Source organism: Anaerospora sp. (assembly GCF_032013335.1).
Lineage (GTDB): Bacteria > Bacillota > Negativicutes > Sporomusales > DSM-15969 > Anaerospora.
Map to the genome: position 1 here is coordinate 1 of NZ_DALZUO010000015.1, position 15,627 is coordinate 15,627.

At 44.8% G+C, this 15,627-nt stretch carries 16 protein-coding genes; 13 read left to right on the forward strand and 3 right to left on the reverse strand.

The features are described from left to right. Positions 1–162: 162 nt before the first annotated feature. Together RTR76_RS12845 and RTR76_RS12850 are read right to left on the reverse strand one after the other, a co-directional pair. Positions 163–1,143 (reverse strand): MBL fold metallo-hydrolase, encoded by a 981-nt coding sequence (locus RTR76_RS12845; protein ID WP_312521269.1) that lies wholly within the window; start codon positions 1,141–1,143, stop codon positions 163–165. 77 nt (positions 1,144–1,220) lie between these two features. After that, positions 1,221–2,150: a Na/Pi symporter gene (locus RTR76_RS12850; protein WP_312521270.1), complete on the reverse strand. Its 930-nt coding sequence runs from the start codon at positions 2,148–2,150 to the stop codon at positions 1,221–1,223. Positions 2,151–2,301: 151 nt separating this feature from the next. Here RTR76_RS12850 and RTR76_RS12855 point away from each other — a divergent pair, with 151 nt between their 5' ends. The 11 genes from RTR76_RS12855 to RTR76_RS12905 all read left to right on the forward strand — a co-directional run bounded on the left by RTR76_RS12855 (position 2,302) and on the right by RTR76_RS12905 (position 11,825). Continuing rightward, a complete protein-coding gene (locus tag RTR76_RS12855; RefSeq protein ID WP_312521272.1) occupies positions 2,302–3,015 on the forward strand; it encodes an MBL fold metallo-hydrolase in 714 nt (237 codons plus the stop codon). Positions 3,016–3,141: 126 nt separating this feature from the next. Beyond that, positions 3,142–3,429 carry a hypothetical protein gene (locus RTR76_RS12860; protein ID WP_312521274.1) on the forward strand — a complete coding sequence of 96 codons (288 nt, stop codon included), beginning with the start codon at positions 3,142–3,144 and terminating at the stop codon, positions 3,427–3,429. Between the two features lie 118 nt (positions 3,430–3,547). Further along, positions 3,548–4,471, forward strand: a complete 924-nt coding sequence (locus tag RTR76_RS12865) for an ABC transporter ATP-binding protein (protein ID WP_312521276.1) — start codon at positions 3,548–3,550, stop codon at positions 4,469–4,471. Between the two features lie 4 nt (positions 4,472–4,475). Next, a complete protein-coding gene (locus tag RTR76_RS12870) occupies positions 4,476–5,219 on the forward strand; it encodes an ABC transporter permease (RefSeq protein WP_312521278.1) in 744 nt (247 codons plus the stop codon). Between the two features lie 130 nt (positions 5,220–5,349). Next, a complete protein-coding gene (locus RTR76_RS12875; protein ID WP_312521280.1) occupies positions 5,350–5,667 on the forward strand; it encodes a carboxymuconolactone decarboxylase family protein in 318 nt (105 codons plus the stop codon). Between the two features lie 15 nt (positions 5,668–5,682). Continuing rightward, the gene (lpdA, locus tag RTR76_RS12880; protein WP_312521282.1) at positions 5,683–7,086 is read left to right on the forward strand and encodes a dihydrolipoyl dehydrogenase; all 1,404 of its coding nucleotides are present in this window, start codon (positions 5,683–5,685) and stop codon (positions 7,084–7,086) included. A 171-nt stretch (positions 7,087–7,257) separates the two neighbouring features. After that, on the forward strand, positions 7,258–8,508 hold the full coding sequence (locus RTR76_RS12885; RefSeq protein ID WP_312521284.1) for a DUF445 domain-containing protein: 1,251 nt from the start codon (positions 7,258–7,260) through the stop codon (positions 8,506–8,508). A 9-nt stretch (positions 8,509–8,517) separates the two neighbouring features. Continuing rightward, a complete protein-coding gene (locus RTR76_RS12890; protein WP_312521286.1) occupies positions 8,518–9,825 on the forward strand; it encodes a DUF445 domain-containing protein in 1,308 nt (435 codons plus the stop codon). 122 nt (positions 9,826–9,947) lie between these two features. After that, positions 9,948–10,244 carry a hypothetical protein gene (locus RTR76_RS12895; RefSeq protein WP_312521288.1) on the forward strand — a complete coding sequence of 99 codons (297 nt, stop codon included), beginning with the start codon at positions 9,948–9,950 and terminating at the stop codon, positions 10,242–10,244. A gap of 101 nt (positions 10,245–10,345) precedes the next feature. Then, entirely contained in the window at positions 10,346–11,089 is a 744-nt protein-coding gene (locus RTR76_RS12900) for an ATP-binding cassette domain-containing protein (protein WP_312521290.1), read from the forward strand. A gap of 40 nt (positions 11,090–11,129) precedes the next feature. Beyond that, entirely contained in the window at positions 11,130–11,825 is a 696-nt protein-coding gene (locus tag RTR76_RS12905) for an NAD(P)-binding domain-containing protein (protein WP_312521291.1), read from the forward strand. Between the two features lie 42 nt (positions 11,826–11,867). Here RTR76_RS12905 and RTR76_RS12910 read toward each other — a convergent pair whose 3' ends face one another. Further along, on the reverse strand, positions 11,868–13,856 hold the full coding sequence (locus RTR76_RS12910) for a methyl-accepting chemotaxis protein (RefSeq protein WP_312521293.1): 1,989 nt from the start codon (positions 13,854–13,856) through the stop codon (positions 11,868–11,870). 297 nt (positions 13,857–14,153) lie between these two features. Between RTR76_RS12910 and pdxS the strand changes: the two genes are divergently transcribed. Next, positions 14,154–15,035, forward strand: a complete 882-nt coding sequence (gene pdxS / locus RTR76_RS12915; RefSeq protein WP_312521295.1) for a pyridoxal 5'-phosphate synthase lyase subunit PdxS — start codon at positions 14,154–14,156, stop codon at positions 15,033–15,035. A 16-nt stretch (positions 15,036–15,051) separates the two neighbouring features. Then, positions 15,052–15,621: a pyridoxal 5'-phosphate synthase glutaminase subunit PdxT gene (gene pdxT, locus RTR76_RS12920; protein WP_312521416.1), complete on the forward strand. Its 570-nt coding sequence runs from the start codon at positions 15,052–15,054 to the stop codon at positions 15,619–15,621. Positions 15,622–15,627: the final 6 nt, after the last annotated feature.

The following is a 15,627-nucleotide window of genomic DNA, read 5'->3' on the forward strand; positions in this document are numbered from 1 at the left end:
ATACGCCGAAAGTACTTGGCTGGAAACGGCCTGGGAGGATAGGAAGTCGCTGATTGAAAAAAGCACTTACGAATGTAAGTGCTTTTTTGCTTTGTAAAGAGCGTAGCTGCTTGGCGCAAATGATTAAGAAAGGCTCTGATGGATTGCATCAGAGCCTTTCTTTTAGCAGTGCTTATAATAATTGACACCATCAATGATTTCCTGGCAGATAAGTCCCTGCACTTCAAGATGCCGTAGATGGGCACGAGCCTCGCCGGTGGCAAAGAATTTTTGAGGCGGGGGAAACTGATCCCAAGAACGGTAGCTCATGTCCCAGGTCATGTGTCCGGCTACCTGATAAGCCGTGAGGGGGCCAGCCGACAAGATAGTAAAAGCTTCATCAAGGCGGTGTTGGTGATGTTGTTTTAGTTCGGTGATCCTTCCCTGGCAGTCGGTAAAGACGCGACGATGTCCTGGTAATACAAGCTTGATGGCAAGAGGTTCAATTTTATTCAAGGAATCGAGAAAACTTCCTAGCGGATTGCCTGTATCCCACCAATGCGTAATATTAGGGCTAATATCGCCTAAAATATGATCGCCTGAGAAAAGAAGTTTTTTATTGGGTTCATATAGGCAGACTTGTCCGGGAGAGTGACCTGGAGTTTCGATACAGGTCAGATGAAAGTCGTCAATGGTAATTACATCGCCATCTTTTACAATGGTGAAGTCGATTGTTTTTGCTAATGAGCCTTTGTAGCCGGGATGGCGTTCAATGGCTTGCCGTGCTTCTTCAGAAGAAAATCCGTTGCGGCAGGCTGCATTAAATAAATTGTCCCATCCTGATTTAACAGTAGCAAATTGATTAATAATTGCAGCATCAGCAGCGCTGGCATAGACAACGGAAGAGGGAGCCTTGATATCAGGAATCAGGCCTGAATGATCGGAATGCATATGAGTAATAAAAATATCTGTTAGTGAGAGATCAACCTGCAGCTCTTCCAGCCCTGTGCGTAGAGCCTGCAAAGCTTCCGGTATCCGTAGTCCTGTATCAATTACCAGGCTGCGTTCAGTTCCTTTAATAATATAACAATTCGTTGCTTTTAGCGGATTCTTTGGAATCGGAATTTCTAGACGGTATAAACCAGGTATAACTAGTTCAGCCAACAAGTCCACTCCTTTGGTGCAATAAATAGCTTAGATAGTAGTATTTTCGTTTCGGGATTTTCTGATTCCTGCGTATGTTACCAGTTCTTTTTTGCAGGAATCAGTATTTCAATCAAGCGGGAGAACTGGCGCAAAAAAGGAAGGACTAATAAGGAGGAAATGACATTAAAGAGTGTATGGTACATGGCAATTTGACTAGGAAAGTCAGAAGAGAAGCGAGCAGTAAGCGTTGTCATTATGCCAGTTAACGGTAAAAAAAGCAGTACTCCCAGGACATTTAATAATACATGAGACAAAGCGACACGTTTAGCTGCGGTAGGTGCTACGGCACTGACTACTACTGAAGAAAGGCAGGAGCCGATATTATTCCCGTACACAATATAAGCCGCTGTTGTAAGATTGATTAAATCCTCATCTGCTAATGCCATTAGTATAGCAGTTGCTGCACTGCTGGATTGACAGAGAAAGGTTGTTAAGATTCCCGCAGTAATTCCATGAAAGGCATTCGTTTCGGCGAGCGAGATTACATAGAGTAATGTATCCATATCCGGCAAGCTGCCAAGACCCAGCGTAAGCAAGGATAGACCGCTGAACATACTGAGCAAACCGGTTAATGTGAAGCCAACGTAACGGGAGCGTTTAGGGATAGATAATAACAGGCAAAGAACAAGAAATGGGATAAGGTATTCTACCGGCAAGGAGAGTGTTAGCAACTGAACAGTAGAGCAGGTTCCAATGTTGGCTCCCAGAATAATACCCAGCCCATTGCGAAAAGATAAATACTCGGCACTGACCAGACTAATCGTAATTAGAGAGACGGCAGTGCTGCTCTGAAAAAGTGCGGCAGCCGCAGTACCTACCAAGATACCTCGCAAGGGAGTGTTGGTAGCAGTGCGCAAGAGAAGCTGCAGCCTTTTCCACAGCAGCAGCTTCAGCCCATAGCGAATAGTAAATATTCCGCTGAGCAGCATGGTTACACCGGTCACAATCGTCAAAATCCCAGTCACACTTTACACCTCCTTGGTTTGCTGTTTAACAGCATATTTTCAAAATATATGTTTCCGCAAGAGGTTACTTGTATGGATATAAAAGGAAATTAGCTAATCTAAAGCGAAAAATTAAGAGTATATTGGATAAAGCAAGCAAAGGGGGAGCATTATGTCATCTGAATTGCAGCTTACCTACCTGGATCATAGTGGCTTTATTGTGGAAACCGAGCAGCAGGTGCTGGTTTTTGATTATTATCGTGACAGTGCCAAAGTTACACCTGAGCACCTAACCAAGGGAAAACCGGTGTGGATATTTTCTTCTCATGCTCATGCTGATCATTTTAATCCACAAATTGCTGCCTGGCAGGATAACGTAACGAAGTATATATTGAGCAGTGACATTCGCCAGGCAGGAGGATTAAGCAATGTCGCAGCTGATAAGCTTATTTACATGAACCAGGATGAGCAGAATAATCAAGGGGACTTGCAGATCAGTACCTTCGGTTCTACTGATGAGGGAATATCTTTTTTAGTTGAGGTAGACGGATGGCGAATCTTTCATGCAGGTGATTTAAACTGGTGGCACTGGAAAGGCGATACTGAGGAGAATCTTCAATTTGCAAAGGACGGATTTTTCCGGGAAATGGATAAACTCGGCGGACAGTCTTTCGATGTGGCCTTCTTTCCAGTGGATAGCCGCCTGGAAGAGTACCGCGAGCTTGGCGTCAGGGAATTTTGTAAACGGACGAATGTCCGGCAATTAGTAGCTATGCATTTGTGCGGGCAGGCGTGGATACCTGATGAGACTTTTATTACAACTCACCCGGCTGTAGCTGCCTGGAGTCCCAACACCCCAGGAGATAAACTTAGCGTACTCAAATAGGTGAAAAGCACTCATCGGGTGAGTGCTTTTTCATTTTCAAGTAGAATTTAGTTGTTCTAGCAGGGATGACAAGCCCTATGAACGAATAAGATAATAAGTAAATCACAATCCGAAAGGAGCGAATATATGAATCGAACGTGGTTTTATATTTTGGCTGTTATGATTGTCGGCAGCATGGTGAAATATCTTTTGCCTAATCCCTTGTTTTGGGTAGTTATAGACCTGGCTGTACTTGGTGTTGCCTACCTTATTTTACGGCGTCAGCCCTATATTGATATGCGACATTCTATGATTTTTTTAGGCGGTCTCACGGCAATTAATGTACTGGGGGACCTTGGAATTATGAGTAGAATGATGGAGAATATTGCATTGCTCGCTTTGCTGGGATGGATGTTTTTTGGCGGAGGCCGATAAGCATCATAAATGCTGATTGAGAAGAACCTCTGCAGGATAAGCGGAGGTTCTATTTAATTTGCAGAAATTAAATAGAACTGGATATAATGAAAAAAGCACTGGTTAAAGGAGAGCTATGATGAGCATTGTGGTACAAGCCCGCAATTTAATGAAATATTATGGTGATTTTCAGGCTGTAAAGGGCATTTCCTTTGAGATTAATAAGGGGGAGTGCTTTGGCTTTCTTGGTCATAATGGCGCAGGCAAGTCAACAACAATGAGAATGATCTATGGTTTATCGACTGTGCAGCAAGGCAGTCTGACTGTTTTTGGTGAGCAAATTTCTTTGACCCCACCGAGGATAAAGGCGCGTATGGGAGTGGTTCCTCAGGAAGATAGCCTAGATCCTGATTTAACAGTGCTGGAAAACCTGGAGGTATATGGGGGATTCTTCGGACTGTCTGCCAATGAATCACGGCAGCGCGGTCGTGAATGGCTGGATTTTATGGGACTGGAGGATCGGGGCAGTGCGCGGGTAGCTTCGCTGTCCGGCGGTAATCAGCGCAGGGTGGTTATTGCGAGGGCGTTGATTAATAATCCTGAAATCGTGATACTGGATGAACCTACTACAGGGCTCGACCCGCAGGGCCGCAGGCTTGTGTGGCAAAAACTGCGGCAGCTAAAAGAGCAGGGGGTAACCCTTATTTTGACAACACATTACATGGAAGAGGCAGCGCAGTTATGTGACCGTCTGGTAGTCATGAATGATGGATTGATTTTGGCTCAGGGACATCCGGAAGAGCTGGTGCGGCAGCATGCAATGTCCTATTGCATTGAGGTGCGGCTGCCATTAGAAGTAATTCCGGCTGACTTACCCGCTAAGGTACAAGCTGCCGGCGGAGTAGTAGAATATATGGCAGATGGATTATTTATTTATACAGAAGACGGGCAAACGGTGTGGCAGCAATTGCCTGAGTGGGGGTTAACACAGCGGGCCTGTTATTTAAGAACATCTCATTTGGAAGATGTATTCTTAAAGTTAACAGGGCGGAGGGAGGAGTAGCCTTATGTGGAGAGTTCTTAGGCGTCATATGAAGGTCTTTAGCCGTATATGGTGGACGAATACGATGTTTAACTTTCTAGAGCCAATTTTGTATATGACGGCAATGGGATTTGGACTGGGTGCTTATGTGCAGAGTATTGATGGTATCAGCTATGCCCAGTTTATTGCGCCTGGCTTTATTGCTTCGTCAGGAATGTGGGCATCTACTTTTGAATGTACGTATGGCAGTTTTGTCCGGTTACAGTTTGAAAAAACACTTCACGCGATGTTGGCAGCACCACTGACGGTGGCTGATGTAGTATGGGGGGAAATACTGTATGCAACGGTAAAAAGCTTTTTTTATGGAACGGTAATATTAGCTGCAATTGCATTACTGGGGCTTGTACAATCCTGGTGGTCTATCTTAATATTACCGTTTCTGGCATTACCGGGTATGGTCTTTGCACTGCTGGCACTATCGTTTACCGGCTTTATCAAAAATATTGACCATATTAATTATTATATTACGATTTTTTCTACGCCGGTTTATTTATTCTCCGGCATATTCTTTCCGCTTGACTCCATGCCTTTACTAGGGAAAGCAGCTATTTGGCTAAATCCACTGTATCACAGTGTAGAGGTATGCCGTTCCTTGGTTCTCGGACATGTTTCAATGGGGTTACTGCCTCATGTAGCGGTATTGGCAATGTGGGTAATCGTACTTAGCTGGCTCCCGGTCAAGCTAATGCGCAATCGATTAATCAATTAATAAATAATACTGCCTCTAGAGTTATGGTGATTCAGCCTTAACACTCCACTGTCAGTAATATTTATTCACAGCAGGGATATTCTACAGTATATGGAATAATTTTGTAGATGATGAAAAGGGAGGTATGGAGATGGATAATCAGGTGAGTAATGCTTTTCAACTCTTTTTTAAGGAGGCGCCAGGGCATGCAAAAGGCTGGATGGAAGCTGTTCAGAATGTAGACAAGGCGAGTGCTCTTGACCGCAAAACGGAAGAACTGGCTTATATTGCTGTCTTAGCGGCTGCAAGACTCGAGAGTGGAATACCGTTTCATGTGCGCAGTGCCAAGCAACTGGGCGCTACGCGGGAAGAAATCATAAGTGCCGTTCTGATTGGACTGCCCGCGGTCGGGAATGGGGTTATACAATCACTCCCGGCCGCTATTCAGGCGTATGACAGCGTAGAATAGAGGGAGGCTGCAAGTATGACTAAACGAGTCGTTGTCATTGGCGGCGGACCAGGCGGATATGTTGCTGCTATCCGGGCAGCCCAGCTTGGCGCAGCGGTAACTGTAATTGAGCAAGAAAAGCTGGGAGGCACCTGTCTCAATGTTGGATGCATACCTACTAAAACGCTGCTGCATACGGCAGAACTATATCGTACTTTATTAAAAGGCAAGACATTGGGCTTACAGATGGATAATCTCAGGATTGACTGGACCGCGCTGCAAAACAGGAAAAAAAATTTAGTAACCCGGCTGGTCAAAGGTGTCGATTCCTTGCTAAAAGCAAATGAAGTGACGGTAATAGCGGGTAAAGCTTCTTTAACAAAGACAGCGGGTGTAGAAGTGAATGGTGAGTCATTGCCTGCCGATATTATTATCCTGGCCGTAGGTTCGGAACCTGTAAAACTTTCTTTTCCCGGTTCCGATTTGCCAGGTGTGATCGACAGTACGGAAGTGCTAAGCTTGCCGGATATACCTAAGTCATTGGTCATTATCGGCGGTGGTGTGATTGGCGTTGAATTTGCGGCGTTGTTTTCATCAGTCGGTACAGAGGTAACTGTAGTTGAATTAGCCAGCGAAATTCTTTCTGTTACTGATAAAGAGCTTGCTGTTAAGCTTCGTCAGGAACTAAGCCGGCGGGGTGTAACGTTCCGGACTGGGGCCAGTGTGGAAGCTGTTGAAGCGAATAAAGGCATGTACTGTGCAAGAGTTTTAACAGGTGATAAGGTGGAAACTATTGACGGAGAATATATATTAGCAGCAGTTGGCAGAAGACCTCGTTCAGCGGGTATTGGACTGGAAGCAGCAGGCGTTGCAATGGAACGGGGACGTGTTATTGTCGATCAGCATTTTGCCACGAATCTTCCAGGTATTTATGCTGTAGGAGACTGCAATGGATCAGTCATGCTGGCTCATGCCGCCTCTGCGCAGGGGGTAGCGGCAGTAGAGCATGCCTTTGGTGAGACTGCTGCTTACTGTGCCGGAACCATTCCTTCCTGCATATATACCACGCCGGAGGTGGCATCTGTTGGTTATACGGAGGAAGAGTTACAAAGGCAGCGAATCTCCTACTCGACAGGAAGTTTTGCATTGATTGCGAATGGCAAGGCATTAATTGAGGAAGGTCAATCTGGTTTTGTAAAGGTTTTGGCCCATTCCGATTCAGGCAAAGTACTTGGCGTTCATATGCTGGGGCCAAGGGCGACTGATCTCATCGCCGAGGGTGCATTAGCGATTCGTGTGGGAGCAACAGTTGACGATTTAATTACTACTATTCATGCTCATCCTACTATTAGCGAGGCTATCGGTGAAGCTGCGCTGGCTACAAAAAATCTGGCTATTCATTTGCCGCCAAAGAGAGGCATGAAAGGCGGTCCAGAATAAATGATGTGTTGTCCGGCAGCCTGGCAAGGCTGCTTTTTTCATAGGGGTAACCAAAGACAGAATGAACAACTTAATTCTTGGATACATAAGATATACTAGTTAATACGATTACAAGGGTTTACCAGCAACGGTAACGAATAGTGGAAATAGTACTTTAGAGAAGGTGAAACAATGGCGAATCGACATAAAGCAAATTGGGCACTTGCTGCTGTAACTGCAGGTTATTTTTCCAGCTATCCTTTTAGCGCTACGTTTACCGGCGGCTTGATATCCAGTACTTGTGGTGCGGCCATGGTCGGTGCATTGGCAGACTGGTTTGCAGTAACAGCTTTATTTCGTAAACCGTTGGGCTTTCCTTTCCGTACAGCCCTTATTCCACGTAACCGGGAAAAAATATTTAGGATTATGGCTGATATGGTGGAAAAAGAGCTGTTAACTTCCTCGAATATCAAAGCAACGTTAAAGCGGTATTCTATAGCGCAGCTCGTACTGGACTATTTGCAGGAGCATGGTGGTAAGGACGAGGCTAAAACTGTGTTATCTGCTGCAGGCAGACAATTTATTCAGTCGGTAGATGCCGAAGAGTTAGGGCGTACATTGGAGTTGCTGCTGCACAAAGAAGGTGCGGAGATTAAGCTGGCTCCGCTATTGGCAACCGGTATTGAATGGTCCCTTCATTGGGGATACGGAGATAAAATTATCACTTTTATATTAGATGAAGCAATCCGTTTAGCTAAAAATGAGCAAACGCCGCGGCTATTGGGGGATTTAGTTCTAGAGGCCCAATCCACTTACGAAAGAGGAATGGCCAGGCGTAAAATATTCAATAAGTTAGTTGAGCAGATCATGGATATTACGCCACTTAGATTTGGAACTATTATTCAGCACCGATTAGTAGAACTGCTGGAGCAATTGAAAGAGCCTGATCATCCGCTGCGAAAAAAGCTGCAAAGCTGGCTCCTAAGCTTGGTGGAAGATTTAAAGACAAATGAACAATTACAACAGAAAGTAGAACAATGGAAAAAGGAGCAGCTAGCTGCTCATTGGAAATTGCGGGATCAGTGCGTTGCTTTAATTAATCAGTTTTATCATATAGGGGATGAGCAACCGCTCGAATCCCGATTACTATTACTCATTGACAAAAAAATTGATCAATGGGTAGCGTCTTTTCAGAACAGTGAGCAACTGCAGCAGCAGGTGGACGATCAAGTTAAGAAAGTAATGACCGAGTGGCTGGATAAGCGTCATGATGAGATTGGGATGCTGGTCTTGGAGCGGCTGCGGCAATTTACTACTGCTGAGCTCGTGGCCTTTGTTGAGGAAAGAGCCGGTGATGATTTGCAAATGATTCGCATAAACGGATCGGTAGTAGGTGGTTTGCTTGGCATGATTATTTATATTGGTACCTACTGGTTATGGTGAGGTGGTGAAATGCGCTACCGTATAGTTGCGAATCGTGTACTACTCTTTGTATTATTTAGTTTTGGAATTGCTGCTGTTTTAAAATATCGCTATGTAGACGTATTCTGGATCGATTTGTTGTTTCACGTTACCGAAGCTTCACTGGTAGGGGGGCTGGCTGATTGGTTTGCCGTGACAGCATTATTTGAAAAGCCGTTAGGCATTCCCTGGCATACTGCACTGATACCACGGAATAGAGAAAAGACCATCGAAGCAATAGTCAATATGATAGAGCAGGAACTATTGAGTACTGAAATGGTAAGAAGCAAACTAGCGCATATTCGCATTACAAAACACCTTATTGAGTGGGTTGAAACTGACCGGGGCAAACAGGTGTTTACAAATCTGGTGGTCAATTATATGGAACATATTTTGGACCATCTGGATAAGCGTGAATTAGCCGCCTATCTTACCACTCTATGCAAAGAGTATTTAAATCACACTTCCCTTAACCGGCAAGTAAGAAGTCTGGGACGATGGGCATTGGTTGAAGGTAAGGATGAGCAGCTGCTTACCATACTTTTTGCCGAATTAGTTGAGCTTGTCAACAAGGATAAAGGCAGTGAGACCATTCTGCAGTATCTCAAAAGCTACCAGCGGCAAGTGACGAAAAATCCGGCGGGAAAGCTGGCAGTCTGGTTTGGCGAGCATACGGACAGTCTGAATTTAGAGGAATTGGCAAAAGCATTGCAGCAGGATGTATCGGCGGCGCTAATTCGATTACAATCACCGCGACACCCCATTAGACGCTGGGCGCGTAAAAGGATGTTTCATTTTTTGGAACGCCTTGAACAGGATCAACTGTTAGCCCAGTCGCTAGAGGAATGGAAACAGCAGGTAATTCTTCGGCTGCCGCTTGATCAATTTATCGGACCCTTAGTGGAGGCGGTCTTAGCTTCGGAGCAGTTATCAGGTAAGAAGGGCCTATATCATTCTCCGCTGCTTGTATGGGGGCTTAGCCAAGCCAAGACTTACTGGAATATTTTTAAGAATGATGAGAAAATGCAGGAATGGCTGGATCAGCGATTGCAGCAAGCATTAATTAAAATAATTGAACGGGAGCATTCCTTTATTGGTACCGTTGCCCGGGATGCTTTATCTACGTATTCGGAGCAAGCTATCAGTCGTTTTATTGAGGAAAAAGTCGGGGATGACTTAGCCTGGATACGAATAAATGGATCGGTTGTCGGGGCTGTGGTTGGGTTAGGTTTATTTTTGTTTTTGCATTTTTTCTACGATCCGTATGTTGTTCCTATTATACGGGGATGGATACAATAGGAGGGGATTTCCATGCTCGAGCGGGTATTGGTAGCGTTGGCTATGGGCGTTGTCGTTATCTGCGAGGTGATGGACATGTCCATCTTTTTCTGGCACAAATGGGTAGGGAGGTAATTCACAAGATGAATTGGGAAACCTGTGAAATTATTTATGTCATTGTTGAAGAAAAGTGGGGAATTTTTCCTAAGGAAACAGCACAATTCCAAATCGTAGCGCAAGGAGAAAACCAGGACCTTACGATCACGAAGTCAGTAAAGTTTGATTTAGAAAAGTTCAATACAGAGGGGCCGAATCAGAAAAATAAAAAACACAAAGCTGCATTTGAAACCTTGATAGCTAAACTAGCCGAACAAGGCTGGCAGCAGTGTGGCCAAGGGGATCTGTGGTTTAACTGGAAGCTGCAGCGCCCAATCTCATAAATAATAGCCTTACCTTAAAAGGGTAGGGCTATTTTGCATAAGTTCCGAATCAGGCACATACAGTGAAAGATAAGTCTGGATGGTTAGATGGGGAGGATAGTATGCTGCTGGTGACGGAGAAGATATGCAAGGATAATAATGGGATTAGGGTTGTTAGCAATGTTGATCTGCAAGTGGAATCCGGTGAATGTGTCGCCATTATTGGGGCAAACGGAGCAGGAAAGACAACTTTTCTTGATCTTATAACGGGAATTATGCCGGTTACAACGGGGCGCATTTTTTATAACAATCATGATATAACGGATCTAAAGGCTCACGACCGAAATATTCGTGGTATAACGCGGATATTTGAGAACATCCGCCTGTTTGATAATCTGACTGCCCGGGATAATATTATTATTGGCCGCTATTGCCGGGCCTCATCCGGTTTGATGGATGGTTTTCTCTACAGCCAGCGGATATGTCAGGAACAACGGTTAAATGAGAGTAAGGTAAGTGAGCTCTTGGAGCTAGTCGGGTTATCCAGCTGCCGGGATAGACTTGCTGAGAGCTTAACCTATGGTGCTCAGCGTCGTTTAGAAATTGCTCGGGCATTAGCTGGTGACCCTCAGTTGCTGTTGTTGGATGAACCGGCAGCTGGCATGAATCATCAGGAACTTGACGAATTCTTGCAGGTGCTCGATGAAGTGAAAAGACAAGGAGTGACAATTTTGTTAATTGCGCAGCAGATGAGGCTGGTGATGGGAATTGCCAACCGGGTAATTGTTTTTGAGCGTGGAAAGAAAACTGCTGATATCCTGCCACAGGAAATGTACGTTCTCGGTAAATTGAAGGATTTAGGATAAGAGCAAATAGGAAGACTTATTGCTAGGAGGAATAAAAAGGATGCAGAATGGTTATCGAATTGGTTTAATTGGTCTTGGGCGCTTGGGAAAAATAGTAACTGCCCGTCTTGCTAAACACCATCAGCTTGTCATATATGATCGCAATCCAGAATTAGTCAGTTCTATCGCTCAATTGTATGGCATTTCAGCGGCGGGCAGCTTGGACGAAGTGGCTCGATGCAATATGGTTTTACTGGCATTACCCGATAGGGAAATTATTAACTGCATTCAGCAATTAAACTCATTCAAGCGTGAAATGCTTGTCATTAATATGGCTACCAATATGCCTCAGTCAGTTGCAGAGCAAGCCGCAATTCGGCCAGTTCGGTGCACGAGTGTCAAGTTTGTCGGTCATGCCGGTGAAATGTCGTTAGGTTTTAATCCTGTTATTATTGTTAATCAATATCCTGAAGATCAGGTTCAGGCAGTAACCCTCTTATTTCAGCCAGTAGGCCATGTTATTGTAGGGCAAGCTGATATGGTCACTGCAATTAATACAATTGCTGCCGAGAAAGCAGTGGAAGCAGGTGTATTAATTGAGGAGACTTTAAAGGCTGAAGGTTATAATGATCCTGTAATGATTCAAAGTGCCATCAGCCAGGTTGGAGCAGGTATTCTGAAAGCGTACGCAAACAATGATCTTGGGCCCTTTGCACAAGAAGTTGCCCAAAAAGTAAAAATGAAGAAAGAGGTCTAGGCTGTGGCCTAGACCTCTTTCTTTTCATCAACAATCTAAAGGTTATACATGAAAGATAGATACGGTATTTTGCAATTGATTAGCCATCGCGCTGGTTTCTTCTGCGGAAGCAGCAACTGATTCCATTGCGGCTGTTTGCTGTTCAGAAGAAGATGCTATTTCTTCTGTGCTGGCAGCCACATTCTCGATGACTGTCGACAGCTGGTCAATTAATTTTACAATCTGATCAGAACTGGCCACTTCTTCGGCAGTGATTTCGCTGATGGAATTAATGTCTGTAACCGTCTTAGAGACGGCATCCAATATGCGGTCAAGAGTTGCGCCGGCAGCATTGACTGTCGTCACACCGCTTTCTACCTGAACAACATTTTTTTCCATCGCCTGAACGGCTTGCTCGGTCTTTTCCGTTACTTTATGCACAAGACTGGTAATCTCCTGTGCGCCATGATGCGACTGTTCAGCCAGCTTGCGCACTTCTTCAGCCACGACTGCAAAGCCTCGTCCATGTTCACCTGCCCGTGCAGCTTCTATCGCTGCATTCAAGGCTAATAGATCAGTTTGAGCAGCAATTGCGGTAATGGTATCAATAATTTGACCAATTTGCTGAGAGTACTGATTAAGCTCACCCACTGCGTGACTAGTGGTCTGCGTCTGTTCTTTAATGGAGTTCATTTTATTGATTGTTTCTTGGACCTTACGAAGGCCTTCTTCGGCAGCCGTTACTGTTTCTTTCGAAATATCGGTAGCTCCAGTAGCTTTGCTGCGGGCAATTTGGATGAGTGAGGATAGTTGGACAAGTGCCTGCGAGGCTTCAATCATGGCTGTATTGCCATTCTCAGCATCTACCGTTACACTTTGCATATTTCGTGAGATTTCAGAACTGGTAGAAGTTACTTGCTCCGAGGCGGCGGCCATTTCTTCCGATGCCGCAGATAACTGTTCGCAGGCTAACCGTACTTCCCTTACGATATGATTCTGATGATTGATCATTGTATTAAATGAAGCTGACAGATCTCCAATTTCATCTTTTACCGTAATCTGGCTGCGTACTGTGAGGTCACCATCGCCGGCTTTGGACATCATGTTGCGCAATTCATTTACAGGATTGACAATTGAACGTGCAAGGAAGAAAGCAAGCGATAATGCGATAGCAATGGCAATCAGCATAATAATAATAGTATTGCGAAGAATAGCTTTGGCAGGAGCCATATACTCGGCTACCGGAACGGTCATCGCTACAGAAAACTGGCCCGCAGGTGCATAGGCGAGCAGCTTGGACGTATTCTGGAAATTATAGAATGATTTTCCTTTATTACCGGCTACCATAGACTGTGTAACTTTACGCAGATCTTCATTGCTGTTTTGCAATAAATTATCCCGTAGTATCATTTCAGTATCGGGATGGTAGACAACTAAGCCACTGTGGTCAATCATATAACCATAACCGGTATCACCGACTTTTATATCGGCTACTTTTTGCGATATAGCAGAAAAATCTATCGGAGCGGCGAGTACGCCGACAATCTGTCCCTCATAACGAATGGGTTGAGCAATAATGATAGACGCACGTCCGCTCGTTCGCGAAATAACGACATCGCTGACTACTGGTTTGCCTGAGATTGCCGTTGTAAAGTAGGCCCGGTCCTTAATACTAATATTGGAGGAAGTACCTTGTTTTGCAGAAGCCAGTATTTGGCCGTTTTTATCTGATAATATTACATCTTCCATGAGAGTAGGATTTTTTTGCTGGAGCGATTGAAGTGCACTCAGTGCAGCAGTACCGCTGCCTAAGTTGAGGGCAGTGGTATAGGTGGCATCATTTGCAGCCACTTCGACAAGCTTTTGTGTTGACTCGGTGGATACTACTGCCAGTGCAGCCGCACTTTGAACCATACTTTCTAACTGTTCTTCAATCGTGTTTTGCAGAGCTGTAGCTGCTTGCTGGTAAGACAAAAGACCAAGTACAGCGCATGGAATGGCAATTAGCAAGAAAAAACCGCTAAGTAACTTAACTCGTAATGAAATTCGCATAAGTTCCCGTTCATTCTCCTTTTATTTTTTTTATAAAACACACACTATTTATCCTATAAATTTATCTAATTCGACAGTATCTGATAGCTTCCTTTTTTGCATAGGTTTTTTCTGGTAGGAATTAGTACACTTGACGTTATTCTTTTTCGTAATTCCTATTCGCAATTTATCCTAATTGGAGTTAGCACATTGAATATAAACAGAACTGTACCTATTTAGAATGCACATTCTGTATATTTTAAAAGGATCAAATCCGTTTTATAATACAGCTACGATTTTATATTTGGAGGTTTTTTTATGGAGCAAGCAACCTTTCGTGTAAAAGCCGGACTGGCAGAGATGCTTAAAGGCGGCGTTATCATGGATGTTACAACTGTAGAGCAAGCCAAAATTGCAGAACAAGCCGGTGCTTGCGCAGTTATGGCTTTAGAAAGGGTACCCGCGGATATCCGTGCCGCCGGTGGAGTAGCCCGTATGGCAGATCCGTCCATTGTGCAGCGAATTATGGCGGCTGTGACCATACCGGTTATGGCAAAGGCCCGTATTGGTCATTTTGTTGAAGCGCAGATTTTAGAAGCATTAGGAGCAGATTATATTGACGAGAGTGAAGTACTTACTCCGGCAGACGATAAATACCATATTAATAAACATCAGTTTAAAGTGCCTTTTGTCTGCGGTGCAAGAAATCTTGGTGAAGCACTCCGGCGTATCGGTGAAGGGGCAGCAATGATCCGGACAAAGGGAGAACCGGGAACCGGTAATGTAGTGGAAGCGGTCAAACATATCCGTATGGTAATGAGTGAAATTCGTATACTGCAGAATTTGCCGGAGGATGAAGTATCGTCATTTGCGAAAAATATTGCAGCTCCCGTAGAGCTGGTCTGGGAAACAAAAAAACAGGGCCGCTTACCGGTAGTCAATTTTGCTGCCGGTGGTATTGCCACTCCTGCTGATGCTGCGCTCATGATGCAGCTGGGGTGCGACGGCATTTTTGTCGGTTCAGGTATCTTTAAGTCCGGTGATCCTGTCAAGAGAGCAAAAGCCATTGTTGCAGCTGTCACTTATTATAGAGATGCAGCCGTGCTAGCTGAAATATCTAAGGACTTGGGTGAACCGATGGTAGGAATTGAAATTTCGACGATTGCACAGCATGAAAGAATGCAGGAACGAGGCTGGTAAAGGAAATAAGACAATGATAACAATTGGTGTATTGGCGCTGCAGGGGGCGTTTCGCGAGCATTGCCGGATGGTTGAGCACCTGGGAGCGCAGGCCGTAGAAATACGGAAACCGGAACAATTGAAAGCTGTGGCGGGGCTCATTATTCCCGGCGGTGAAAGTACGGTCATTGGCAAAATGATGACTGACTGGGGCCTGATGGATAAGATAAAAGAGCGGGCAGGACAAGGCATGGCGATTTATGGTACGTGTGCCGGCATGATCTTACTTGCCCAGGACATTATTGACAGCGAGCAACCCCGTCTGGGCTTGATGGATATAGTGGTGCAGCGCAATGCCTTTGGCCGTCAGCAGGAAAGCTTTGAAGCGGATTTATATGTTCCAGAGTTTGGCGAGGCACCTGTACGAGCAGTTTTTATTCGTGCACCGTTTATTGAAGGTGTTGGACCGGAGGTAGAAGTGCTGGCAAGTGTAAAAGAAAAAATTGTTATTGCCCGCCAAGGGAACCTGCTCGCAACGGCCTTTCATCCAGAATTAACCGATGATGACCGTATTCACCGCTACTTTCTTTCCATGCTCAAAGAATAGATAAAC